This is a genomic window from Geobacter sp. PheSNFMC (assembly GCF_059620965.1).
Map to the genome: position 1 here is coordinate 1 of NZ_JCAMRN010000026.1, position 23078 is coordinate 23078.

The 23078-nt window shown below is 65.4% G+C and carries 24 protein-coding genes and 1 tRNA gene; 9 read left to right on the forward strand and 16 right to left on the reverse strand.

Annotated features, from left to right (window positions below):
* From AC6CDK_RS07475 to AC6CDK_RS07500, 6 genes are all read left to right on the forward strand, one after another.
* Nucleotides 1–771: pyruvate, water dikinase regulatory protein (locus tag AC6CDK_RS07475; protein ID WP_496639790.1), on the forward strand; the 771-nt coding region annotated here is incomplete at its 5' end.
* Between the two features lie 47 nt (nt 772–818).
* Nucleotides 819–1493 (forward strand): response regulator, encoded by a 675-nt coding sequence (locus tag AC6CDK_RS07480; protein ID WP_010941118.1) that lies wholly within the window; start codon nt 819–821, stop codon nt 1491–1493.
* 3 nt (nt 1494–1496) lie between these two features.
* The gene (locus tag AC6CDK_RS07485; RefSeq protein WP_039642640.1) at nt 1497–2906 is read left to right on the forward strand and encodes a sensor histidine kinase; all 1410 of its coding nucleotides are present in this window, start codon (nt 1497–1499) and stop codon (nt 2904–2906) included.
* Between the two features lie 5 nt (nt 2907–2911).
* Nucleotides 2912–3643, forward strand: a complete 732-nt coding sequence (mqnB, locus tag AC6CDK_RS07490) for a futalosine hydrolase (protein WP_039648052.1) — start codon at nt 2912–2914, stop codon at nt 3641–3643.
* Nucleotides 3643–4479 (forward strand): 1,4-dihydroxy-6-naphtoate synthase, encoded by an 837-nt coding sequence (locus tag AC6CDK_RS07495; RefSeq protein WP_039642642.1) that lies wholly within the window; start codon nt 3643–3645, stop codon nt 4477–4479. The genes mqnB and AC6CDK_RS07495 overlap by 1 nt, the downstream gene beginning before the upstream one ends.
* Nucleotides 4480–4581: 102 nt before the next feature.
* Nucleotides 4582–5034, forward strand: coding sequence for a septal ring lytic transglycosylase RlpA family protein (locus tag AC6CDK_RS07500; protein ID WP_039642644.1), 453 nt, complete (start codon nt 4582–4584; stop codon nt 5032–5034).
* A gap of 51 nt (nt 5035–5085) precedes the next feature.
* On the opposite strand, the gene AC6CDK_RS07505 is transcribed toward AC6CDK_RS07500, so the two are convergent.
* From AC6CDK_RS07505 to AC6CDK_RS07550, 10 genes are all read right to left on the reverse strand, one after another.
* The gene (locus AC6CDK_RS07505) at nt 5086–7635 is read right to left on the reverse strand and encodes an efflux RND transporter permease subunit (protein ID WP_066356865.1); all 2550 of its coding nucleotides are present in this window, start codon (nt 7633–7635) and stop codon (nt 5086–5088) included.
* A complete protein-coding gene (locus AC6CDK_RS07510; protein WP_039642648.1) occupies nt 7636–8325 on the reverse strand; it encodes an outer membrane lipoprotein LolB in 690 nt (229 codons plus the stop codon). It abuts the gene before it with no gap.
* Between the two features lie 13 nt (nt 8326–8338).
* Complete coding sequence (locus tag AC6CDK_RS07515) at nt 8339–8962, reverse strand: LolA family protein (RefSeq protein WP_039642650.1); 624 nt, start codon at nt 8960–8962, stop codon at nt 8339–8341.
* Nucleotides 8959–9348, reverse strand: coding sequence for a 3-hydroxyacyl-ACP dehydratase FabZ family protein (locus AC6CDK_RS07520; protein ID WP_192904924.1), 390 nt, complete (start codon nt 9346–9348; stop codon nt 8959–8961). The genes AC6CDK_RS07515 and AC6CDK_RS07520 overlap by 4 nt, the downstream gene beginning before the upstream one ends.
* A complete protein-coding gene (locus AC6CDK_RS07525; protein ID WP_226048139.1) occupies nt 9341–10381 on the reverse strand; it encodes a beta-ketoacyl synthase N-terminal-like domain-containing protein in 1041 nt (346 codons plus the stop codon). Before AC6CDK_RS07525 ends, AC6CDK_RS07520 begins: the two co-directional genes overlap by 8 nt.
* A complete protein-coding gene (locus AC6CDK_RS07530; RefSeq protein WP_192904923.1) occupies nt 10378–11583 on the reverse strand; it encodes a beta-ketoacyl-[acyl-carrier-protein] synthase family protein in 1206 nt (401 codons plus the stop codon). The genes AC6CDK_RS07525 and AC6CDK_RS07530 overlap by 4 nt, the downstream gene beginning before the upstream one ends.
* Before the next feature lie 135 nt (nt 11584–11718).
* A complete protein-coding gene (locus AC6CDK_RS07535; RefSeq protein WP_066356869.1) occupies nt 11719–12459 on the reverse strand; it encodes a 3-oxoacyl-ACP reductase family protein in 741 nt (246 codons plus the stop codon).
* Nucleotides 12460–12506: 47 nt separating this feature from the next.
* Nucleotides 12507–13580 (reverse strand): M48 family metallopeptidase, encoded by a 1074-nt coding sequence (locus AC6CDK_RS07540; protein ID WP_192904922.1) that lies wholly within the window; start codon nt 13578–13580, stop codon nt 12507–12509.
* Nucleotides 13577–14818 (reverse strand): DUF898 family protein, encoded by a 1242-nt coding sequence (locus AC6CDK_RS07545; protein WP_192904921.1) that lies wholly within the window; start codon nt 14816–14818, stop codon nt 13577–13579. Before AC6CDK_RS07545 ends, AC6CDK_RS07540 begins: the two co-directional genes overlap by 4 nt.
* A gap of 13 nt (nt 14819–14831) precedes the next feature.
* Nucleotides 14832–15029: an RNA-binding S4 domain-containing protein gene (locus tag AC6CDK_RS07550; protein ID WP_039642664.1), complete on the reverse strand. Its 198-nt coding sequence runs from the start codon at nt 15027–15029 to the stop codon at nt 14832–14834.
* Nucleotides 15030–15127: 98 nt separating this feature from the next.
* On the opposite strand from AC6CDK_RS07550, the gene AC6CDK_RS07555 reads away from it, so the two are divergent.
* Nucleotides 15128–15691 carry an elongation factor P gene (locus AC6CDK_RS07555; protein ID WP_039642666.1) on the forward strand — a complete coding sequence of 188 codons (564 nt, stop codon included), beginning with the start codon at nt 15128–15130 and terminating at the stop codon, nt 15689–15691.
* Between the two features lie 98 nt (nt 15692–15789).
* Nucleotides 15790–15865: transfer RNA gene (locus tag AC6CDK_RS07560), tRNA-Phe, on the forward strand.
* A gap of 64 nt (nt 15866–15929) precedes the next feature.
* On the opposite strand, the gene AC6CDK_RS07565 is transcribed toward AC6CDK_RS07560, so the two are convergent.
* The 6 genes from AC6CDK_RS07565 to AC6CDK_RS07590 form a co-directional block, all read right to left on the reverse strand.
* Entirely contained in the window at nt 15930–16970 is a 1041-nt protein-coding gene (locus AC6CDK_RS07565) for a cytochrome-c peroxidase (protein ID WP_066356870.1), read from the reverse strand.
* A 94-nt stretch (nt 16971–17064) separates the two neighbouring features.
* Complete coding sequence (locus AC6CDK_RS07570) at nt 17065–17967, reverse strand: transporter (protein WP_226048138.1); 903 nt, start codon at nt 17965–17967, stop codon at nt 17065–17067.
* Between the two features lie 5 nt (nt 17968–17972).
* Nucleotides 17973–18485, reverse strand: a complete 513-nt coding sequence (locus AC6CDK_RS07575; protein WP_039642671.1) for a MamS/MamX family magnetosome protein — start codon at nt 18483–18485, stop codon at nt 17973–17975.
* Between the two features lie 28 nt (nt 18486–18513).
* Entirely contained in the window at nt 18514–18861 is a 348-nt protein-coding gene (locus tag AC6CDK_RS07580) for a hypothetical protein (RefSeq protein WP_039642673.1), read from the reverse strand.
* Between the two features lie 183 nt (nt 18862–19044).
* Nucleotides 19045–20406 (reverse strand): sigma-54-dependent transcriptional regulator, encoded by a 1362-nt coding sequence (locus tag AC6CDK_RS07585; RefSeq protein WP_192904920.1) that lies wholly within the window; start codon nt 20404–20406, stop codon nt 19045–19047.
* A gap of 16 nt (nt 20407–20422) precedes the next feature.
* Nucleotides 20423–21658, reverse strand: a complete 1236-nt coding sequence (locus tag AC6CDK_RS07590) for a two-component system sensor histidine kinase NtrB (RefSeq protein WP_192904919.1) — start codon at nt 21656–21658, stop codon at nt 20423–20425.
* A gap of 334 nt (nt 21659–21992) precedes the next feature.
* Here AC6CDK_RS07590 and AC6CDK_RS07595 point away from each other — a divergent pair, with 334 nt between their 5' ends.
* Nucleotides 21993–22997: a helix-turn-helix transcriptional regulator gene (locus AC6CDK_RS07595; protein ID WP_192904918.1), complete on the forward strand. Its 1005-nt coding sequence runs from the start codon at nt 21993–21995 to the stop codon at nt 22995–22997.
* Nucleotides 22998–23078 lie beyond the last annotated feature (81 nt).

The following is a 23078-nucleotide window of genomic DNA, read 5'->3' on the forward strand; positions in this document are numbered from 1 at the left end:
GCCACGGGTGAAACCGTGGAGCGGGTCGTGCGCGCCGCCCTTTCCCAGTTCCGGGACGTGGAGGCGCGCTTCCACCGGGTGACGCGGATCAGGAGCCGCGAGGATGTGATCTGGGCGCTGGGGGAGGTGCTGCGCGAGCCGGGAATGGTGGTCTACACCCTGGTCGACACGGAACTGGCCCAACTGCTGCGGGACGAGGCCGAAGCCCACGGGCTCGATGCGATCGACCTGATCAGCCCGCTCCTGTTCAAGCTGTCTGACTTTTTCGGCGAAGCGCCCCAGAAGGAGCCGGGGCTCCTCCACCAGATCAACTCCGAATACCACAAACGGGTGGATGCCGTCGACTTCACCGTAAAGCACGACGACGGCCAGGACCCGCGGGGGCTGGCAAAGGCGGATTTCATCCTGGTGGGGGTGTCGCGCTCGTCCAAGACGCCCCTCTCCATGTACCTGGCCCACAAGGGGTACAAGGTGGCCAACGTTCCCATCGTGAAGGGGATCGATCCGCCGCCTGAGCTCTACAAGGTGGACCAGAAACGGGTGGTGGGCCTGATCATCGATGCCGAACGGCTCGTGCAGATCCGCACCGCCCGCCTGAGGAACCTGGGGCAGATGCCCAGGGGGAGCTATGCCGATTACGAACGGATCGAAGAGGAACTGGAATTCTGCCGCAGGCTCTACCGACGCAATCCCCAGTGGCTCGTCATTGACGTGACCAAGAAGTCGGTGGAGGAGTCCGCGGCCGAGATCATACAAAAGCTCGGTGGTTAAAGAACCCGCCCCGATGGGCGGAGACGGAGTCAAGAAAGGAGCGCTCAATGAAGGTTCTCGTGGTCGAAGATGAGAAGAAGGTGTCCAGCTTCATCAAGCGGGGGCTTGAGGAGGAGAAGTATGAGGTCGATGCCGCGTTCAACGGCGAGGAGGGGCTCAAGATGGCCCTGGACAAGGGCTACGACCTGATCGTTCTCGACGTGATGCTTCCCAAGAAGGATGGTCTCAGCGTGGTACGCGAACTGCGGGAGCGCAAGAACAGCACACCGGTTCTGATGCTGACGGCCAAGGACTCGGTGGAGGATATCGTGGCCGGCCTCGATTCGGGATCCGACGACTACCTGACCAAGCCCTTCGCCTTTGCTGAGCTTCTGGCGCGGGTCCGGGCCCTGGTGCGCCGCAGCGAGCAGGATCGCGGGGCGGAGATCCGCTTTGCCGACCTGCGGCTCGACCCGGTGACCCACAAGGTCTGGCGCAAGGACAAGGAGATCGATCTCACCGCCAAGGAGTATTCGCTGCTCGAGTACTTCATGCGGAATCCCAATCAGGTCCTTACCCGCACCATGATCGCCGAGCACGTGTGGGACTACACCTTTGACAGCTTCACCAATATCATTGATGTCTACGTCAACTACCTGCGCAAGAAGATCGACCGGGAGTCCGACAAGAAGCTCATCCACACCGTCCGCGGCGTGGGCTACATCCTGAAGGAGGAGGATTGATCGTTGTTTTTCAGGTCAATCCGCTTTTCGCTCACCCTCTGGTATGCGGTGACGCTCGCGGTCATTCTGGTCCTGTTCAGCTCCTTCATCTACCTGGTTCTGAGCAATCAGCTCAACAAGGAGATCGACCGTGAACTGCTGACCGTGGCCGAGGCCGTGGCAAGCCCCACTCTGGAGCCTTTCCGCCATGCCGCGCCGTCGGTCTTCGACCAGGTGCTCGAAGACTTCATCGGCACGCGCCTGACGGGCAAGCACGTGCAGGTGCTCGACGGCTCCGGCGCGGTTGCCGCCTCGTCCAAGAGCATGGAGGAGCTCCGCATCCCGTTGGGCAAGACCGCGTTGCGGCGCGTCCAGGCCGGCAAGGTTTCCTATGAGACCAGGGTCAACCTGGATGTCTATCCGGTCCGCACCATCGTGTACCCCATCATGACCGACAGCCGGCTCGACCAGATCGTTCTGGTCGGCACATCCATGCGGGGACCGGCTGAGACCCTTGAAAAGGTCCAGCTGGTCTTTGCCGTCTCCATCCCCCTGGCTCTCATTCTCTGGAGCCTGGGCGGATGGTTCCTGGCGGGCAGGGCGCTGAAACCGGTTGACCTGATCACCCGCAGCGCTCGCAAGATTACGGCGGAAAACCTGGGACTGCGCCTGGAGGTCATCAATCCCCAGGACGAGATCGGCCGGCTCGCCACCACGTTCAACGATACCCTGGAACGCCTGGAAAACGCCTTCAACCGGATCAGGCAATTCACCGGCGACGTTTCCCACGAGCTGCGGACTCCTCTCACCATTCTGCGCGGCGAGGCCGAGGTGGGGCTCAAGTGGGCCAAGGAGCCGGAGGAGTTTCGCGAGCTTCTACGCAGCAACCTGGAAGAGATCAACCGGATGTCCAAGATCATCGAGACGCTCCTGGAGCTCTCCCGGGTCGAGGGGGGAGTCAAGCTGGAACTCGCCGACCTGGACCTGAGCGACCTCCTTGCCGAACTGGTTCAGCAGTCGCGTCTCATCGCACCGGACAAGAATCTCCGCATCGCCTTCGTGGGGCAGGAGCCGGTTACCATCCTCGGCGACTGGCTTCGGCTGCGCCAGGTTTTCATGAATCTGCTGGACAATGCCGTCAAGTACACCCCTGCCGAAGGAGAGATCTCCGTGGTGGTCGATACGACCGGCGACAGTGCCCGCGTAGCGATCATCGACAGCGGCCCGGGCATTCCCCCCGAAGATCTGTCGCACATCTTCGAGCGGTTCTACCGGGTCGACAAGGCCCGCAACCGGGCCGACGGCGGTTGCGGCCTGGGCCTCTCCCTGGTCAAGACGTTCGTGGAGGCTCACGGAGGACGCATCGAGGTGGTGAGCGAAGCGGGCACGGGGAGCGTCTTCACGGTCCTGCTGCCACGGATCGTCACCGGATGACCCCCATGGACCCGATCCTCGTTGTTGCCGCAACCCGGCAGGAACTGACGCTGGCGATCCGAAGCCTCGGCGCCCGGGAGCACGGGGGCGCCGGTCGCCGTCCCACCTGGCTCGGCAAGGTGGGGGCACTGCCTGTGATCCTGGCCGTGACCGGCATCGGCAAAGTCAATACCGCGGCTGCCCTTGCCGCGTTGTTCGAGAACTTCATCCCCCGCCTGGTGATCAACACCGGCTGCGCCGGCGCCTACACCGCGGGCGGCCTCCGGGTCGGCGATCTGGCCGTCGCCTCAGCCGAAATCTCCGGTGACGAGGGAGTTCTCACCCCCCGGGGGTGGGAAGGCCTCGATCTCATCGGCATCCCTGCCGTTGAACGCAACGGGGTGCGCTACTTCAACGAGTTCCCGCTTTCTCTCCATCCCGCCGAGCAGGCGGTCCGACTGGCCACGGCCCTCGGCATCCCGATCCGCCGGGGAAAGTTCGTCACCGTCTCGACCTGCAGCGGCACTACGGCCCGCGGCGACGAACTGGCCAGCCGCTTCGACGCCATCTGTGAAAACATGGAAGGGGCCGCCATGGCCCAGGTCGCCCTGGACTACGGCGTCGACTGCCTGGAGGTCCGGGGGATCAGTAACATGGTGGAAGACCGGGACCTCTCCCGCTGGAACCTGCCCCTGGCCGTGGAAAAGGCCCAGCGCTTCGTTCTCAAATATCTCGAAACCTGCGGGGAGGAACAGTGATGGACGCGCTCTCGCTCGGCTTTTCGCCCTGTCCCAATGATACCTTCATCTTCTACGGCCTGATCCACGCACGCGTGCCCACCAGCGGGCTTGCCTTCCGGGAGCGGCTCGAAGACGTGGAGACCCTGAACGGTCTCGCCCTGGCGGGAGCTCTGGATATCTGCAAGGTTTCCTACCACGCCCTCGGGTATCTGCGCGACCGTTACTGCCTGCTCCGCTCGGGAGGGGCGCTGGGGCGCGGTTGCGGCCCCCTGGTGGTGACGCGGGGGGCGTCGACCCTTGCCGACCTGAGGGGGAAGCCCGTGGCCGTGCCGGGGCGCTTCACCACGGCTGCGCTGTTGCTGCGCCTTGCGGACCCCGCCATCGACACCCTCGTGTTCATGCCGTTCCACGAGATCATGGGGGCCGTGGCGCGGGGCGAGGTGGCGGCGGGGGTCATCATCCACGAATCGCGCTTCACCTACCGTGACCATGGCCTCACCAAGCTTATGGATCTGGGGGAGTGGTGGGAGAGGGAAACCGGCTGTCCCATCCCCCTGGGAGGGATCGTTGCCCGGCGCGACCTGGGCGTGGAGACCATCATCGCCGTGGAGCAGGCGCTGCGGTCGAGCGTGGCGTTTGCCCAGGCGAACCCCGGCGAGGCGAAGGCTTACATTCGCGCCCATTCCCAGGAGATGAGCGACGAAGTCTGCACTGCCCACATCGACCTCTACGTGAATGATTTTTCCCTTCAGCTCGGTCCCGAAGGGGAGGCTGCCGTGATTGAGCTCCTGTCCCGGGCCGAGGCCGCGGGAGTGATTCCCCGGTCGGACGCGCCGCTGTTCGTCCCCTTTTAACCGGCTGAATTTAAACGGTATTGCGCGGAGTTAGCCTTCTTTTGGCTTGACCTGTCCCCCGCGGCCGTGCTATAGGAGTGCCTCGCCCAGAAGGAGGTGCCTATGGTATCTGCACTCCGGAAAGGGCGCCTGGCCATCCTGATCATTCTCTGTCAGGCGTTCTTCCAGATCCAGACACTGTCCTTGCAAGCAGAGGAAATCGCAGCACAGGAAACATCGGACACAGAGGCCGCGGTCGAGGCCACGGCCGACGAGGGGGTCAGGGGGACCGCCTCGTACTACGCCACGCGCTATCACGGAAGAAGAACGACATCGGGGAAGCGGTACGATCCGAAGAAGCTCACCGCCGCACACCCCACCCTCCCTCTCGGTACCAGGGTCAAGGTGGTGAACCTGGCCAACGACCGGGAGGTGACGGTCACCATAACCGATCGCTGCCGGAAGAGGGTGAACCATTTCATCGACCTCTCCCGGGAAGCGGCCAGGAGGCTCGGATTTCTCGGCAAGGGGGTGACGCAGGTACGTATCATCACCCTTGACGAAACCGCATCCTGAAACAACACATTTTGGGCGAAACAGGGAATAGGGCCGGCAGCGATGTCGGCCCTATTCTTTTGCGGGGAGGCGGGCCGGTTTACGGTTGCGCCGAAGCGCCAGGAAAGCGGGAAGAGCCACCAGGCCGAAGAAGGCCGTGGCGCCGATGCCGAAGTTGGTGGCCCAGCCGATGGACGACATGGCGCCGTAGTCGGTGAAGGCCAGGGAGCCGAACCCGGCCACGGTGGTGAGGGCGGAAAGGAGTACCGCCCGGCCCGCCTGGACATAGCGGTCGCCTGCTTCGCTGCCATCTCCCTCGCGCAGCCGGTGGTAGACGTGGAGCCCATAGTCGCTTCCCATGCCAAGGATGGTGACCAGGACCATGGCGTTCATGAAGTTGATCTTCATGCCGGTGGCGGCCATGAGGCCGAGCATGGAGACCACCCCCGCAAAGACCGGCAGGAGCGATGCGGCGATGCCTGCCAGGGATTCGAAGTGGACCACCAGGAGGAAAAGGATCAGGATTCCGCCAATGGCGAACCCCTCCATGAAGCTTCCCCGAACCGATTCTGCCAGTTGGCGGCTGATGAGGTCGGGCCCCGTGGTCCGCGCCTGGGGGGCCAGGGCCGCCAGTTCGCCCAGGAAACGCTCCTGGGGAAAGGCATCGCCCCGATAGTGCAGGGTGATGAGGAGATGCCAGCGGCCGTTCCGTTCCACCAGGAACCGGTCCACCATCCCGCCGAGGGGAGAGTTCCTGAGGAGCGCCACGGCCTCGGCCATTGGTACCGGCCCTGCTGTGGCGAGCCGGCCGAGTCCGGATAGGGCTTCGGGGAACATGGCCGCGTCGAAGTCTGCCCGTTCAAGCGCCAGCCCCAATTCTCCACGCGCCTCCCGCACTGCCGGCCGTTGCCGGAGCCGCTCCAGCACCCGCTGCTGTTCCCCTGTGCCGTTCATCACGCTGCCGAGCCAGGTGACGGCCACCAGTTCCCGGCGTTGCCGGTACTCCTCGGCCAGAGCCGCAACCTCTCTACCCCGTCGCATCACGTCGCCAAGATCGTCCCCCTCCACCGCCACCAGCATCTGGCTGGGGGAAATGCTCAGGTGGCGTTCGATCCGCTCCTGGGTCAGGAACGCTTCCGAGTGCCGCGGCTGCAGATTTTTCAGATCCCCTTCGAAAGAGATGGAAAAGGCCGCCAGGGCAAGGCCGGCAACGGCGGCCAAGGAGATGAACGCGATGGTCCGGGGCCGGCGCTGGGTCAGGCGCCAGAGACGGGTAAGCCCCAGGCTCGGGAGGGGCGGGTGAAGTGCGTCGGGGGCGCGCTGCTCGGCAAAGATGAGAAGCGGCGGCAGGAAAAAGAAGGTGGCATAGAGCGAGTAGAGGACCCCCAGTCCCACCAGGAGTCCCAGCTCTGAGAGCGCCCGCACATCGGAAATCACCAGGGCAAGGAAGGGAAATGCCGTGGTGGTGGCGGCGGTGAAGACGCCGTGGCCGGTGTCGACCACGGCGAGCCGCAGGGACTCTTCGGCGTCGCGGCCCGCACTCCGCTCCGTGCGGTAGCGGTCGTAGAGGTGAATGGAGTAGTCGGTGCCGAGGCCGATGATGAGAGCCGTGAAAGCGAAGGATATGATATGGACCGACGGCAGGATGAGCCCCGCCGTGCCCAGGGCCATGACCGTGCCGAAGGCGATGATGACAGGGATGAGAAGGGTCGGCAGCATCCGCCGGTAGGTCATGAAGAAGAGCCCGAGAACCACTGCCAGGGATGAGGCGATGCAGGCGAGGATATTCCGCTTCATGACCGCTTCATCAATGACAGCCGAGAGGTGCGCCCCGGCGCAGGAAACCGAAACGCCCGGCCCCACGGCTGCCCGTGCCTCGTTGATGCCCGCCACGAGCTTGCGGGCGAATGCCATGTCCTGCACCGGCCGGGCCGGCTCAGCGATCATGACGAGGAGTTGTCCGTCCCGGGAGAGGAAGTAGGGGGACTCGGGGTCCAGGTCCAGGGCCTGGCTTGCCTCCTGGAGGCGCGGCAAGATCAATTCGCGGAGGGCCAGGGGGTCGGCGGCCACCAGGTCCCGGCTCCCAACCCCACCACCGGCGGCCAGTTCTGCCGTGGCCCGCCGCAGGGCCCTATCCATTTCGTACGCCTCCAGGCGGGCCGCGAACTCGTCCACCTTGCCGGGGGCGAGAAAGAGCTGGGGCAGTGTTACGGCCCGACCGACAAAAGCCGCGAAATCGGGCAGGTCGGCAGGTTCCACCACCCGGTAGGAAACCGAGCGAAGAGCTGGCTCGCCGTCCACCCGCAGGGCCCGGAGCCGTGTGGCCAGGGCTTCGGCCTCGGCGGGAAGCCGCTCCCGCTCCCCTTCCAGGAGGAGGTAGGCCTCACCGGCGCTGCCGGTCCATTCCAGGGTGTCCAGGAAGAGGCGAAGTGCTCCCCGGTCAGTGGGGAAGAGCTTGAAGATGTCCGATTCGAAGCGGAGGCCCGCGATGGAGGCGATGGCCAGGCAGAGGGCCAGGAGCGAGCCGGCCAGGGTCGTCCGGGGGTGATGCCAGGTGACCCGGAAAATCCATGCCAGGTGCCGGCCGATGGCAGCCTGGACAAGGGCGACGAGACGCCGCACCTAGAGCCCCTTCAGGCCTGCCAGCGGCATGACCGTCATCCCCTCCAGGGCAGGGGTGAGCGCCGACTCGTCAAGGGGAGCGTTCACCTCCGGCTCGTCGAAGGCTATCTTCACCCGCACGCCGTGGCTGTCGCTGAACTCGACCTGGGCGGGAAACGGCACCCCCCCCAGGGAGCGGTAGTTCCGGTAGATCACCTCTCCACGCGCCGAACGCTTGCGCTCCAGAAGTCCATCGGGGCCATAGGTGGCGAGGGTGACGCCGCCGTCGTCCGTCTGCTCTTCGGTTCGCCCGGCCGCTTCGGGACGGTAGAGGGGGGAACCTTCCACCACCCACTGCATCATGCGCCACCCCTGGAGCCCCCCCTTGGCCGGCAGGTCGGCGAAGGTTCCCACATAGGCCTGTCCCTTGGAGGGGAGCAGGATGGTGATCCGCTCGCCAGCGGCGAAAAATTCCAGAGCAGTGGTGCCGAAGGGGGTAAGCATGACCATGTGGAAGCGGTCGGGGCGGTGATAGAGGAGATAGCCGTTGCCGCCGGTGCTCCCGTCGGGCGTTTTGACCGAGAGGGAGACCGTGGCGGCCAGGGTTTCCACCCTGGCCCCCGGTTCGAGAGGCACCTGGGGCTGCGGCACCGTGGCGCAGCCGGCCGCAAGGGCGACGGCAAGGATGAGGAACAGGGCGAGTCGTCTCATGGCGGCAGCACCCTCACTCTATCCTGAAGTCGCGGTCGGTGAGCCCCACGTTCCGGCGGACATTGCGGAAGGAGATGACGGTCCGGTCCCGGTTCTGCTCTTCGATGACCACCCGCCTCAGTTTCCCGTCGGTGGCGAGGATGACCTGAAGGTTCTTCACTCCCCGTCCCTGGGAGGGGGCTATGGAAATAGTGACGGCGTCGCCGTTCCGCTCCGCCTGGACGGCGACCCCGTCGGGGACCGATGTGACCGGCTTTTCCATGAGGGCGAACCAGCGGGCGAGCCCTTCGTCGGGAGGAAGCACGATCTTCTGCCGGACTCCGTCGGCGGGGAGCAGGGTGGAGATGACGTTGTCCCGCAGCAACACGCGGCTGGCGTGGGGGGGATTAAGTTCCATCATGAAGCTGTCGGGCTTGCGGAAACGGACCATCCCGTTCGTCACCAGCTTCTTTTTCATAAGGGCGATCTGCTTTTCCTGCGTGATCTCGGCGGTGAAGTCGTTGACCCCGGCAAAGGCCGAGCGGAGGAATTCGAGTCCTTCCCGCGGAGAGATCCGTGCCGCGTGGCCGGGTGCAGGGACGGCCAGCGCCAGGAGTACGAACGCGAACAGAATGCGTGCGAGTCGGCTTGCTATCATCGAGGGGTTCCTACCTTGAGGGTTATTGTGGCGGAGGCGGCCGGGCGCCCGTCGGCCGTCACCTCGCCCGCAACCAGGTGGAGGGGACCGAAGGACTTCACGACCGTCACGGAGACGGTCAGGGAATCTCCCGCTTCCACCGTGCCGTGAAAGTCGGCGTGGTCAACGGCTGCGAGGATGCCGCCGCCGTTTGCGTCGTCCGCCGCGACGATGCCGCCCAACTGGGCCATGGCCTCCAGCAGGAGCAGGGGGGAGCATCCCCGCGTACCGGCGGTCGTCCGCATGAGGGCCGTGGCTGATTGGCCGGGCTCCCTGGCGATTATACGGTCGAGGACGAGAAAAGGATAGCGGTGAGGCAGGAAGTCCCACGGAGCGGGGCTATGCACGCATACCCCCGGTGACGTCGATGGCGTGGTACGGGCCCTCGGGCGAAGCCGCCAGATGGAGCCCCCGGGCATCTTCGGGGAGGACCAGCAGGAGGGCGGCCAGGGCAAGGCCCCCCATGGCCAGGGAGCGTCCGATAAGATTGCCCGGTTCCATGGCCGGCACGGCAGGAAGCGGGGTGGTGAGGGCTGTATTGTCGGCTGCGGCCCCCGAGAACGACACCAGGGCCGGTGTAGCGGGTGGCATGAGCCGGTCGACCGCCTCCCGTTCCCGGCCGGCGGGCAGCATGCCCACGGTCCGCAGTCCCGTGATCCTGCCCCGCAGCCTGGCGGCGCTCCGCTCCGCATGGTCCCGCCGCTCGAGGACCAGGATGCCGCACCCCTCGCCAAAGGAGCGGGCATAGGTCCGCAACTGGCCCGCGGCCCGGAAACCGGCCATCATCAGCGGGGTCAACTCATCCACTCCGCCGGCCAGCATCACATCGGCCCGCCCCTCCTCCAGGAAGCGGCAGGCCATCTGGATGGCGGCCTCTGCGGAGCAGAAACGCTGCACCTGGGTCACGTTGGGTCCCTTGAGGCCGTGCTCGATGGAGGCGTTGCTGGCGGCGGCATTGGCAACGGTGTTGGGGAAGAGCATGGGCACGAGCCCCTCCACTCCCCTGGAGAAGTAGCCGCTCAGAAACTCCACGGAATTGGCGATGCCGCCGAAGCCGCAGCCCAGGGCAATGCCGATGCGTGTGGGGTCGCCCCCCTTCGGGTCGATGCCGGCATCGGCCAGGGCCATGCCTGCGGCCACGGTGGCCAGGAGGCTGCACCGGTCGAACTTGCGGGCCTTGAGGGGGGGCATGAAGTCTGCGGCCCTGAAGGCGTCCGCCTTGCCCCAGAGATATCCTCCCGTGCCGAGGACTTCGACGGGGACGGGGGTGAGGCGGCATTGGCGCTGTGCCATCGTCTCCCGTAGCGGTTCGATTCCCACCCCGGCAGCGGAGATGGCGGCAAGGCCGGTGACGGCTATGTCCATTGACGGGATGCTCATCGTCCGATCACCACCGAGGTAACGTTGCCGCCAAAGGCAAAGGAATTGGACAGGGCAACGGTTGCCGAGCTCTGCCGGGGGCCGTCGTGGCAGTAGTCCAGGTCGCACTCCGGATCGCTCCCCCGGAAGTTGAGGGTCCGGGGGATAATCCCCGCCCCCAGGGCCGTTACGGTGGCGACGATTTCGATGGAGCCGGCGGCGCCCAGGCAGTGGCCGGTCATCCCCTTGGTGGAGACCAGGGGGACGCGCTCCACGTCAGTGCCGAACACGAGTTTCATGGCCTTGCTTTCCACCGCGTCGTTGAGGGGGGTGCCGGTGCCGTGGGCGTTAACCCAGCCGATTTCGCCGGCAGCAACCCCCGCATTGTCGAGGGCGGCCCGCATTACCCGAGCCGCTTCCGACCCGGAGGGCTCCGGTGCGGTCATGTGATGGGCCTCACCGGCCAGGGCATAGCCCAGAACGCGGCCGTAGATGCGGGCGCCCCTGCTGCGTGCCGTCTCCTCCCGTTCCAGGACCACGAAGGCCGCCCCTTCGCCGAGGGATATTCCCTGGCGGCCCAGGCTGAAGGGGGAACAGGGCTCGGGATCGACGACCCGCAGAGAGTTGAAGCCGGCATAGGTGAGGATGGAGAGAGTGTCGCTCCCGCCGCAGAGGCATGCGTCGAGCTGTCCCGTGGCGATGAGGTCGGCACCCCAGCCGATGGCCGTGGCCGACGAGGAGCAGGCGGTGGTGATGCTTCCCTGGTAGCCCCAGAGGCCGAAACGCTCCGCCAGGGCAGTGGTGGTTCGGTCCGGCAGGATGCAGCGCAGGTCACCCGGCCGTCCCCTGCCGCCCGCAAGCCGGTCCCGGAGCCACGCCTCGCCGTGGATCATCCCCGATGCACCGGCTCCCACGCAGACCCCCACGGTAAAGGGATCGTAGTGTTTCCCGGCGCCGCTCATGCCAAGGGCCTCCGCCGCTGCAACGGCGGCGAACTGGTCGGTGCGGGAAAGCCGCCGGGCGTCGGCCCGGTCAAAGTAGTCCAGGGGGGAATAGTCGCGCACCTGGGCTCCGATGTGAGAAGGGAAGGGCGAGACGTCGAAAATATCCACCGGACCGATACCGCTGCGTCCGTGCAGAAGGGCGTCGGTGAAGGAGGCCAGGTCTTTGCCGGCCGCGCAGAAGATGCCGAGGCCGGTTATGGCGATGCTGGTTTTGTCCATCGTAATTCGTTCAAGCGGCTCGACGGGCCGGGCAAGGCCCGTTTAGTGGATAACTGCCAGATGGTGATATTGTAGCCGGACGGTCCGGCGAAGGCAAAGAAAAGTTGCCGGTCTCCGCCGGTGTGGCACGGCCTGTCAGAGGATTCCGCCGTCGACCACCAGGCACTGGCCGGTTATGTAGGATGCCCGGTCCGAGGCCAGGAAGGCCACGGCCTCGGCCACTTCCTCCGGGCGCCCGGTGCGGCCGAGGATGCTGCCTTCCACGATCCGGTCGACCATCTCCCGCTTCATGCCGGCAATCATTTCCGTTTCGATGAGCCCCGGCGCCACGGCATTCACTCTGATGCCGAGGGGACCCACTTCCCGGGCCAGGGATTTGGTGAAGCTGACCGCGGCTCCCTTGGTTGCGGCATAGTTGGTCTGCCCGGCAGTGCCGGCAAAGGCCGACACGGAGGAGAGGTTGATGATGGCGCCCCTCCGTCTGGCGAGCATTTTCCGCACCCCCCACTTGCAGCAGTGGAAGAGGGGGGAGAGGTTGGCCCGCATGACCGCATCCCAGTCGTCCTCGGCCATCATGGCCAGGTAGCCGTCCCGGATGATCCCCGCGTTGTTCACGAGGACGTGGAGGGTGCCGCTCTCCCTGCTCGCCGCGTCGATGGCGGCCATGGCCCCCTCTGCCGTGCTCACGTCCGCCCGTATCGTGGCAATGGAGCCGGGCAGCCCCGCTGCCTCGGCTTCCAGGGTGCGGGCCGCCTCTTCGTCGGCGCGGTAGGCGGCGGTCACCTGTGCCCCTTGCCGGGCGAAGTGGAGGGAAATGGCCCGGCCGATCCCCCGGGTGCCGCCGGTGACGACCACGATGCTATCCTTGAATTCCATGGGATTGTCTCTCCTGTCAGTGGGGGCGATGCCCCGCGTGATGGCTGTCAACGACCCCTGGGAGCGTCTGCTCCGCCGCCGTTCGCCATGAAGCGCCTGATTCGTTCGTCGGTGGCCGGATGGGTGGAGAAGTAGTCGCTGAGCGAGCGCTCTTTCTTCCGGTCCTCTCCTTCCCCGGCCCTGCGCTGGTGATCCCGTTCGAGCCGGGCCAGGACATCTGCGTACCGGGAAAGCGGTATCCTTTTGCCGCGGAGATATTCGACCGCCGCGTCGTCGGCCTCCACCTCGAACCCGCGGGAGAACCGGGCGTCGACCAGAGCCGTGGGGAGCCCTGCCGACAGGGATGTCACCGAGGTGATGTCGCCGGTGATGGTTGCCAGCAGAAGCCCGGTGGCGGAATTCTGGAGGATATGGCGCAGGGCGTGGCGGTTGCGCACGTGCCCCATCTCGTGGGCCAGGACCGCAACGATTTCGTCGTCGTTTTTTGCCAGCGTCACCAAGCCGTCGGTCACCACGATGATCCCCGACGGCAGCGCCAGGGCATTGGCGCCGAGCCGGTCGCTCCGCCGGAATTCGATCCGGTATCCTCCCGCGTAGGACAGCTCGCGGGTCATGCGGGCGAAGAGGCGGGTCAGCTCCCGACGGCGCGCGTCCGGAAGCTGAGGGGGGGTGAACACCATCCGGTCCAGGAGTGCAAGCCCTTCCCGCCCCAGGGATTCTTCGGTGGACGGCGGGATGGCGAAGGCCGCCTTTCGTGCCAGGGCGGGAATGCCATACGTCACGAAAGCCGCGATGACCGCGACGGTCAGGACGAGGGCCGCGAGGGCGCGGGGCAGGCTTTTCTCCCACCGGTGGAGCGCTGCCGAGCTTCGTCCCCTTTCCTGGCGGCGGAGAAGGCCGTCCGCGAACCGTTCGTCGGAGAGCTCGCAGAGGGCGCCGTCGGGGAAGCGGATGGAACGGCGGACCGTTGCCAGCCGGGGTGAAACCGTCACCTCGTGGATGGAGCAGGTCCGCTCCACTCCCTCTCCCCGCACCCGCAGGTTCTTGCTCTCCACAACCAGCGTTACCGCGGTTTGGGCTGAACTGATCCCGTCGTAGAACAGACCGCGTGCTTCACTCATAGGGCCACGTCGATACCGAAGATGTCGCCGATCTCCTCGCCGGTGGCCGCCACCTCCTCGGCCGGTGCCGCGGCAAACTCCTGCAGATCTCCGGTTGCAAGGACGGTCAGGCTCTCCATCCGGTAGCGGAGGACCCTCACCGTGGCCCACGGGATCATGAGCCCCATGGTCAGGAAGATGGCCACGGCATTGGAGAGATAGAGCCATGCCATGTGACGGGCCCGGAGCGAGCAGGTGAAACGGGCGCCTGCCACCTGCGTGCCGTTCCAGGTGAGGTTCGTCTCGTTGGTGCTGACATAGATGGCGAAATAGAGGTAGGCCAGGGGAATGAGGAACGCCGGCAGCACGATTGCCAGTCGCCAGGGGCCCCCCGTGTCCGCAGACAGGAACGCCCCCCCGGCCAGGAACAGAAGCGGGACCGCCACTGTCACGATCGCGACAAAGCCGGCCACGGCCTTGAGGTAGAGGAGGTAAAAATCCCTGGTCGTGGTGGTGAAGGAAAATGAGGTCGTACCGTAGCCGGAGTTTTCCACGAGGAACCGTTTCCGCCGGTAGGCCGCGTAGGGATAGAGGAGCCCCAGGGTCAGCGGCACCAGCAGGGAGAGGAGACCGTAGACCAGGTAGGCCTGGCGGTAGTCGGCCCGGAAGGTGAAGCGCAGGTTGCGGTAACTCGTGTTGCGGAGGTTGAAGAGGCGCGAGCGGACCACGAGCCACGGCACGGCCGCGAAGAACAGGGCGCCGACGGCGAAGGAGAGGGTGGGGCTGTAATTGGTCCCCAGGGTATAGAGCAGAAAGGCCAGCACCCCGATGAGCCAGCCCCGGAACAGGGCCCGGGGATTGGCCAGGTAGTCGAAGGGCGCGCCGTGGAGCATGGTGTTGCCATAGAGGTAGCGGCGCTTGTGGACCTTGGCCCAGGCCGAATAGACCCCCAGGGTGAGGATCTTGAGAAGGGTGTTGACGATCCAGATGCCGAAGTATTCCCTGGCCGTGCCGGTGAAGCTGAAGCGAAGGGTCCGGGGGCGCGCAGTCGACGGGGCCGCCGGGGCGGCAACGGCTGCTTCCGGACCCAGCGGAGACGCGATCGCCGGAACCGGGTCGGTTCCGGCAGCAGTGCCTCGGGCGAACATGAACGTATCCCTGCACCGGGGACAGGTGACCCGGGCGCCGCCGGGGATGGTCCCGGCCGGCATCTCCCTGCTGAACCCGCACGCGGGGCAGCTTACGGTCTCACGGTCCACAGCCGCTCCTTGGCTACTCGATGATGACGCACTCGCCCGCCATCTCCACCCGGTCTCCCGGGCGAAGTTTGCGGCCGCGGCGCAGTTCCGTCTCGCCGTTCACCCGCACGGCACCCTCTGCGATGAGGATCTTGGCTTCGCCGCCGCTGGCAACCAGGTTCGCCGCCTTGAGAAAACTGTCGAGCTTGATGTGGTCGGTGTCGATCTTCATGGGCTCTCCGCGGGGCCTCATACCCCGTTCATACGGTTGTCTTTGTAGCATTTTTCTGGTAAGAATAGCGAGATTTTTTACCCAGGGAGAACGACACCATGCTTACCGCATCCGATTTTAAGCGCGGCCTCGTCATCAAACTCGACAACGCCCCGTGCCTCATCCTCGACGTCCACTTCCAATCCCCGTCCGCCCGGGGTGCCAGCACCATGGTCAAGACCCGCCACCGCAACCTCCTGACCGGCCAGGTGCTCGACAAGACCTTCCGCTCCGGCGACAAGGTGGAAGAGGCCGAATTCGAGCGCCACAAGGGGCAATTTCTCTACACCGACGGCGACCATGGCGTCTTTATGGACCTGGAGACCTACGAGCAGTTCGAGATGGGCGCCGAGTCCTTCCAGGTGATCCAGCCCTACCTTCTCGACGGCACCGAGGTGGTCCTCGGCCTCTTCCAGGAGCGGCTCGTCAGCGTTGATCCGCCCCAGGTGGTGGAGTTGACCATCACCGACACCCCGCCGGTCATCAAGAATGCCACCGCCACCGCCCAGACCAAGGAGGCCACTCTCGAAACAGGCCTCACTCTCCAGGTCCCTCCCTATCTTGAGGTTGGCGAGAAGATCAAGGTCGACACCCGTGACTGCCGGTTCATCTCCCGCGCCTGAGCCCCGGTGTCCGGCTGAACACCCCTGCCGGTTCCGGGCACGCGCGAAAAAAGGGTTGACACAATTCCCGCTTCGGTTTATAACCTAAAGCTCTTTTCGCCCAGATAGCTCAGCTGGTAGAGCAGAGGACTGAAAATCCTCGTGTCGGCGGTTCGATTCCGTCTCTGGGCACCATTCAACATCAAAAGGCTTCGCGGGTTTTCCGCGAAGCCTTTTTTCGTTGCCGGGCATAACGCTGTCAGTTGCTGACCGGCCTGGGGGTATCGTCCGAGTTGGGAGGCAGGACCGGGTGCATGATCTTCGGTTGCGCGCCGGTGAGGGTGTCGAGGAAGGTGACGATCTTCTCGGCTTCCGTATCGGTGATGGTGGTGCCGAGCTGGGCGCTTCCCATGATCTTGACGGCGTCTTTCAGCTTCCAGACCTTGCCCGAATGGAAGTAGGGCATGGTGATGGCCACGTTGCGCAGGCTCGGCGAGCGGAATACGTATTTGTCCGCGGCCGTGCTGGTCACCTTGAAACGGCCGGTGTCGTCCACGGGCCGCACCTCCGGCCCCGGGTCTTCACGGACACCGAAGGGGAAGTAGCCGGTTCCGCCCATGTTGACGCCACTGTGGCAGGCTGCGCACCCCTTGTCCAGGAAGAGGGCGAGTCCCTGTTCCGCCGTGGTGCTGATGGCCTTGCGGTTGCCCTTCAGGTACTTGTCGAAGGGGGCGTCGGGGGTGATGAGGGTTGCTTCGAAGACCTCGATGGCCTTGGCCACGTTGTCGAAGGTGACCGGATCGCCCTGCCCCGGGAAGGCCTTGCGGAACAGGGGCGGGTAGCCGGGAATGCTCTTGAGGGTGGCGACCAGGTTTTCGGGTTTGTTGTTCATCTCCACCGATGCCTGGACCGGCCCCTTGGCCTGGGCAGCCAAGTCCTCGGCCCGGCCGTCCCAGAACTGGGCGATGTTGTAGACGGCATTGAGCACGGTGGGGGAGTTGCGTGGTCCCTTCTGCCAGCCGTGGCCGATGGAGGTTTCCAGGAGGTCGGTGCCGCCCAGGCCCACGTTGTGGCAGGTGTTGCAACTGATGATGTGCGATGCCGAAAGCCGCGGATCGAAGAACAGCATCCGCCCCAGTTCGACCCTGGCCGGACTGGCCGGATTGTCCTTCATGACCGGCGGTTTGGCAGGGATCGGCTTGAAGAGCCCCTGCGCACGTTTCATGACATCCTCTTTCCCCCAGGCGACGCCCGCCACCAGGGTGAGGGCCATTCCCCATGCGAGATTCCGGGTTTTCATTCGAGTTCCTCCTGAACGTGAAATGAATTGACAGGGTTAAGTATAGAGCAGCACGGCGGTTGCGCAAGACGACCGGACTGCTGCTCCCTGCCTGTCAAAAGTCATAGAAAACCGTCAGTCCTGCGGCGAAATCGGGGCTGGCGTCGGACAGCCCCGCCGCCACATAGCCTTCAAGGGCCATGGAACCAACGGCGTAGACCCCCTTGAGACGCCCCTCGAATGGCGCGTCGGAATCCTCTGCCGGGGCCGTTGCGCCACGACCGAGGATCGCAGCATACAGAGATGGCGTGAACTGCCTGCCGAGACCGGCCTCGTAGCTGAGGTAATCCTTGGTGGCGTAGAGATCGGAGGAGCCCTGGACGATCCAGACCGCCTCGCCGAAGGGGCGCCAGTCTCCGAGCCACTTGTCCAGCGCGAGGCCTCCGCCCGCGTCGAATTTACCGGTACCGAGCCCTTTGTTCTCGTCGGCGGTGGGGAGCTTCAGGTAGATGAGTGGGCGTACCCGGGGCACCACCGTTCCCTCGGGAATGATGATGTAGCCGGCCGTGAGGGTGATGTCGCCGAGGCCGCTGGCCGAGCCCGCTGATCCGCCTGCCGTTGAGCCGGAGCTGCCGCCGGCCCCCGCCTGGAACCGGGTGCCCGTTGCCGTGGCGGCGCCGCGGGCATACCCCTGCCGGTAGGGCATGACCGTTCCGTAGGCATTGTCGCCATTGGTCTGGTACACCCAGGGGATAATCAGTTCCAGGTCCAGCCGTTCGGTGGGGTAGAGGTCCACGATGAGGGGCACGGCGATGAAATCGGTGCTGGTGCCGCTGCCGTAGTCGCCTGTCGCGAAGTCGACCCCCAGCCCCACGGCGCCCCGTCGTCCCTCGACGGGAGCGTCCCGCCGTTCGGCGGCCAGGGCTGCCGGACGGCTGATGCAAAGCAGGGCGCACGCGACAAAAAGCGAAAGAATGAGCCTTCCGCGCCACAACATAGCCGCTGTTGTTCCATTCATCCGCTTCATCTCCCGTGTCGCCCCCCTCCACGTCTCACCGGAGAGGTCGGGCGGGTCGTGTTGCCACGGCCGCTTCCGGACCAGAAGGGGCGCCCCGCATCGCTCCGGATGACGGTTTCCCCGCCGGTTGAACTGTTGCCGACCTTCTGGGTCAGGAGGTAGATGGTGCCGTCCTTGCCGATGGCCTTGGCTCCACGGGCTGTAAGCCGATCGCCCGGTTTCAGGGGGAAGCCGTTTTCATTCCAGTACCAGCGCGGACCGAGCGCCAGGACAACGGTGTCTTCCCCCTCCTTGATCGTTACGAGCATATGCGTGCCGTTGCCGCCCGGCTCGACGGAGGCGATGGTGCCCGTCACCGTGACGACCGTGTTGAGGTCGTAGCCTTCATCAAGGTCGAGGCCGCTCTTCTCCCATCCCCAGCCGAAGCCGAATCCCCAGCCTGCCGTGGCGTTTCCCGCATGGAAAAGGGCCAGGAGGACAAGAATCGTGAGGATGAGGGTCGAGCGGCCTCTGTTCATGGTGGTTCCTTGCCTGTTGATGAGTCGACTACTGGGCGGTCCTGCCGGTATAGGACGAGCCGTAGCCCATGCCGTCCTGGGGCGGGGTGACGTTGCCGGTGCCGTCGCCGGGGCCGAGGCGCCTCATGGCTCCCGTCCCGACGCCCTGGCGAGCGGTGCCGGTTCCGCTGCCGTCACGGAGCTGCTGGCGGGACGAGGTTGCGGCGGACGCCGCCGTTGCCGTGCTGCTGAGACAGCTTCCGTCGCGGAGCTGGAGCCGGTCTCCGGTCCCCTGGCCGGCCATGGGGCCCTTACCGCCCCGGGCCATGGCCTCGCCGCCGAGGGCAAGGGCTCCTGCTGCCACCATCACTGCCACTGCAAGTACTTTTCCGGTCATTTCTTTTTCCTCCCTGTGTGGTTAGTGGTGTCGATGCGGGATCGACAATCGCTGCCGATCTCTGTTCCACGCACCATGCCAGGGATTGGTGCCTGTTGCAGTATACTGAAATGGTTGATGTTTTTGCGTAGTGCCCCTGGTGTTTTCGGGTTGCTTTGGTGCAGAATGTGCACGTGTTCACGACTAATTTGCACCGTCCCGATCATCCCCCACCAACCCGTACTCCCGAAGGCGGTACTGGAGGGTGCGCCGGGAGATGCCGAGCTTTTCGGCGGCCAGTCGCCGATTGTTGCCGCAGCTTTTGAGGGCGGCCAGGATTGCCTCCCGCTCCACCCCCTTGAGAACTCCTTCCCCCTCCTGTCCGGCGGGAAGGGGTGCCCTGAAGGTATCCGGGAGGTCGTCGAGGGTCAGGGCGTGCCGGGCGAGGATCACTCCCCGTTCGATGGCGTTCTGGAGTTCGCGGATGTTGCCGGGCCAGGGGTAGCGCTTGAGGGCCGCCATGGCATCGGGCTCGATGCCCCGGATTTTTTTGCCGGTCATGCCCGAAAAACGACGGATGAACCAGTTCACCAGGTGCGGCAGGGCGTCGCGGCGCTCCCGCAATGGGGGGAGCGCGACGGGGAATACGTTCAGGCGATAGAAGAGGTCTTCCCTGAAGCGCCGTTCGCGGATTTCAACGGCCAGATCCCGGTTGGTGGCAGCCACTACCCGCACGTCCGCCCGGATTTCCCGGTTTCCTCCCACCCGCTCGAAGGCCCGCTCCTGGAGGACCCGCAGGAGCTTCGCCTGAAGGGGGAGAGGGAGTTCCCCGATTTCGTCCAGAAAGAGAGTTCCCCCCTGGGCCAGTTCGAATTTTCCCCGCCGGGCCTGGACCGCGCCGGTAAAGGCCCCCCGCTCGTGGCCGAACAGCTCGCTTTCGAGCAGGGGGTCGGGGATTGCCGCACAGTTCACCGCCACGAAGCCGGCCCCGTGTCGGGGTGACAGGAGATGCACGGCCCGGGCGATGAGCTCCTTGCCGGTGCCGCTTTCCCCGCTTATCAGCACGGTGGTGCCGGTGGGGGCGACCTCTCCCACGAGTCGCCGTACCGGGGCCATGGCCTCGCCGGCGAAGATGAGATCCTCCGGCGGGAGTCCCGCCGTTTCGGTTTCCTTGAGGGCCAGGTATTCCCGCTCGCGGCTCTTCCCGGACAGGACCCGTCCCACGAGAACCCGCAGGGTGTCCGGGTCCTTCAGGGGCTTGGTGAGGAAATCCGCTGCTCCCTCTTTCACCGCGGCCACTGCTTCCTCGATGGTGCCGAAGGCCGTCAGGATGACGAACGCCGGGGGATAGGGGTCCTCGCGGCTCGCCCGGAGGAGTTCCAGCCCTCCGATGCCGGGCATCCGCAGGTCGGAGAGGACCAGATCGAAGGATTCGCGGCGCAGCAGGGCCAAGGCCTCTTCCCCGCCAGCGGCCTCCCGGATGTCGTATCCCTCCCCCTTGAGGACTGTCCTGAGAAATCCCCGGAAGGTGCTGTCATCTTCGGCTATGAGTATGCGTGTCGTCATGGGTGCGGTCTGCCTCTCATCGGTGAAGGGGGAGTGTTACCCGGAAAACGCTGCCGCCGCCGGGATTGTCCGCTACGCTGATGCTCCCCCCGTGTGCTTCGGCTATCTTGCGGCAGACGGCCAGCCCCAGGCCGCTGCCCCGGGCCTTTGTGGTGAAGAACGGGGTGAAGATCCGCTCCCGGTCATGGGGGGCAATGCCGTGGCCGTGGTCTGCCACGCTGATCTCCACCGTTTTCCCTTCGCGCCGGGAGACAACGGTGAGCGTTCCCCCGTCCGGCATGGCCTGAATGCCGTTCTTTGCCAGATTGAGGATGAGTTGCTCCAGCCGCGCCTCGTTTCCTCTGGTGGCCAGCCCCGCGGCAAGGGATGCCGCGATGGTGACGCCGGCGGCCCGCGCTTCGGGGTCCACCAGTGCCAGCACATGGTCAATCACCGCGTTTACCTGGAGCGGCCCTTCTGGCCCGGGCTCGGGCCGGGCGTAGGCAAGAAGGTCGTTGACGAGCGATTCGAGCCGGATCGCCTCGGTGACGATCAGTGCGGAGAATTCCCGGTTTTCATCGTTGTTGCTCCGCTCCATGAGCAGTTGGGCATAGCCCTTGATTCCGGACAGGGGGTTGCGCACCTCGTGGGCGAGTACCGCCCCCATTTCCCCCAGTTGCGCAAGCCGCTCCCGGCGGATCATTTCCAGCCGGTGCTCCTGGGCCTGGCGGGCGTGGCGATAGAGGAGCACCCCCATTGTCCAGGCCGCCGCCAGCAGCGAAAACAGCACCACCATGCCGACCCTGGCCCGATGGATCACCGCATCGGCCCGCCAGGGGTGAAGTGCCAGGCGCAGGGCCAGGGTCCGGCCGGGGAGGTGGAGGGGAGAGTGATATTCGTACACCTCTTCGCCCGTGCCGAGCCTGATGCGGTTTTCCGCCAGGCCCCGTCCGCCGAGAACCGTCTCGTACCGTTGATCCGTCACCCGCGATCCGACCAGGTCGGCATTGGAGTGAAAGACGATGGTGCCGTTGCGGTCGATGACCGAGACATAGGCGATGTCCCGGGCGCGAAAGGCGGCCAGCGAAGTCAGGGACGAGTCGCGGGCCGCAATCGATTCCAGCGCCGACGTGAGCGAAAGGGCGAGCCCCCGGAGATTCCCTTCGGCAATGGGGCGGGCGCTCCGGTAGTTTCCCACGGCGAACCAGCCGAGAAGCAGTGACAGGATGACTCCGGCCGCAAGGGCGATGAGGGAAACGATAGTGCCGCGCATACGTTTGTCGTTGTTGAGTTTGCTAAATCCGTTTATTTGCATGTACTATAGCATTGCCGGCTGTCCGTGCAAATGCATATCATGCCTCGCCCCGAACGGTCCGTGGGGGGCCGGAAGGGGCAGCGCAGTCATTATGCGTGGCCTGATATGTAGATTTCAATGAAAATATGCCAATCATACTAGGCGCCGTATCTCTCCATGCCGTTGACGGCCGCCTGGAACGTTTTCTCCAATCCGCTCAGCCTCGCCGCCATCACCCCGCTGGCCGGAGACCCCTTTTCCGCTTTCCCCGCCTTCTGTTCCGGGCTATCATCCCTTTCCCAGGAGGTGCCCCATGAAAAAGGGAAAACCGGCGAAGAAGTACTCCCAGGCAGCCCGGGTCCATGACCTCATCCGCCTCATCGAGGCGCGGCACGGCGTGACCATTGCCGAAATGACCGAGGAAACCGGCGTGGACCGCCGCACCATCCACCGGGACCTGGCCGCCATCCACGAGGCGGGATATCCCCTGGTCTCCGACTGGGAGGAGGGGCGCAAGGTCTACCGCTTCATCACTCGCTTCCGGGACGTTCCCCCCATTACCTTCACCCTTCAGGAACTGGTGGCGCTCTCGTTTTTCCGCACCCAGCTCCACTTTCTGGACGGCACCCCCTTCCGGGAGGACCTGGATGCGGTCTTCCGCAAGGTGAGCTCGGTCCTTCCCCCACGCTACGCAGCCCACATGGAGCGGATTGCCGAGGTGTCCGTGCCGCTTCTGCAGGGACGGCGCGACTATTCGCGGGTGGGGGATGGGCTGCGCAGCCTGCGCGATGCCCTCATCTACCAGTACCGGGTGCGGCTCGCCTACCAGGCCAAGGGGCAGGGGCGGTCCGCCCTGTACGAGGTGGACCCCTATACCCTGGTCTTCTACAAGGGAGGGCTCTACCTGGTCGGTTACGCCCACAACCGGCGGGCGCTGCGCACGTTTGCCGCCGAGCGGATCACCTCCGTCGAGGTGACCCGCGAGCGGTTCGAGATCCCCGATGACTACCGGCCGGCCGAGCGGCTGCGGGATGCCTTCGGGATCGTTGAGGAGGAACCCCTGCCCGTGGCGATCCGCTTTTCGCCCGAACTTGCCCATACGGTCCGCAGCCGGATCTGGCACCCCACCCAGGAGGTCCGCATGGAGCCCGACGGCGCCTGCGTCCTCTCCTTCACCGCCGGCGGCCGCATGGAGATCATCGCCTGGATCCTCTCCTACGGTGCCCATGCCGAGGTCCTCTCTCCTCCCGACTTGCGGGCCGAGGTGGCCCGCACTGCCGCCGCCGTGGCCGCCCGCTACGCTTCCTCCGACGGCTGACGGGCATCGATGACGGAAGACGGTAAAGTTTGCGCAACGGATGCCGATACGTATGAGTAGTGTCACTTGTCCCGTTTTTGC

Bases quoted from the DNA above. Each gene is read 5' to 3' on its own strand.
- AC6CDK_RS07570 (WP_226048138.1), bottom strand. From the start codon at position 17,967: ATGAATGGAACAACAGCGGCTATGTTGTGGCGCGGAAGGCTCATTCTT.
- AC6CDK_RS07480 (WP_010941118.1), top strand. From the start codon at position 819: ATGAAGGTTCTCGTGGTCGAAGATGAGAAGAAGGTGTCCAGCTTCATC.
- AC6CDK_RS07590 (WP_192904919.1), bottom strand. From the start codon at position 21,658: ATGCGCGGCACTATCGTTTCCCTCATCGCCCTTGCGGCCGGAGTCATC.
- AC6CDK_RS07535 (WP_066356869.1), bottom strand. From the start codon at position 12,459: ATGGAATTCAAGGATAGCATCGTGGTCGTCACCGGCGGCACCCGGGGG.
- AC6CDK_RS07555 (WP_039642666.1), top strand. From the start codon at position 15,128: ATGCTTACCGCATCCGATTTTAAGCGCGGCCTCGTCATCAAACTCGAC.
- AC6CDK_RS07530 (WP_192904923.1), bottom strand. From the start codon at position 11,583: ATGGACAAAACCAGCATCGCCATAACCGGCCTCGGCATCTTCTGCGCG.
- AC6CDK_RS07585 (WP_192904920.1), bottom strand. From the start codon at position 20,406: ATGACGACACGCATACTCATAGCCGAAGATGACAGCACCTTCCGGGGA.
- AC6CDK_RS07515 (WP_039642650.1), bottom strand. From the start codon at position 8,962: ATGATAGCAAGCCGACTCGCACGCATTCTGTTCGCGTTCGTACTCCTG.
- AC6CDK_RS07495 (WP_039642642.1), top strand. From the start codon at position 3,643: ATGGACGCGCTCTCGCTCGGCTTTTCGCCCTGTCCCAATGATACCTTC.
- AC6CDK_RS07595 (WP_192904918.1), top strand. From the start codon at position 21,993: ATGAAAAAGGGAAAACCGGCGAAGAAGTACTCCCAGGCAGCCCGGGTC.
- AC6CDK_RS07580 (WP_039642673.1), bottom strand. From the start codon at position 18,861: ATGACCGGAAAAGTACTTGCAGTGGCAGTGATGGTGGCAGCAGGAGCC.
- mqnB (WP_039648052.1), top strand. From the start codon at position 2,912: ATGGACCCGATCCTCGTTGTTGCCGCAACCCGGCAGGAACTGACGCTG.
- AC6CDK_RS07565 (WP_066356870.1), bottom strand. From the start codon at position 16,970: ATGAAAACCCGGAATCTCGCATGGGGAATGGCCCTCACCCTGGTGGCG.
- AC6CDK_RS07550 (WP_039642664.1), bottom strand. From the start codon at position 15,029: ATGAAGATCGACACCGACCACATCAAGCTCGACAGTTTTCTCAAGGCG.
- AC6CDK_RS07575 (WP_039642671.1), bottom strand. From the start codon at position 18,485: ATGAACAGAGGCCGCTCGACCCTCATCCTCACGATTCTTGTCCTCCTG.
- AC6CDK_RS07500 (WP_039642644.1), top strand. From the start codon at position 4,582: ATGGTATCTGCACTCCGGAAAGGGCGCCTGGCCATCCTGATCATTCTC.
- AC6CDK_RS07525 (WP_226048139.1), bottom strand. From the start codon at position 10,381: ATGAGCATCCCGTCAATGGACATAGCCGTCACCGGCCTTGCCGCCATC.
- AC6CDK_RS07540 (WP_192904922.1), bottom strand. From the start codon at position 13,580: ATGAGTGAAGCACGCGGTCTGTTCTACGACGGGATCAGTTCAGCCCAA.
- AC6CDK_RS07510 (WP_039642648.1), bottom strand. From the start codon at position 8,325: ATGAGACGACTCGCCCTGTTCCTCATCCTTGCCGTCGCCCTTGCGGCC.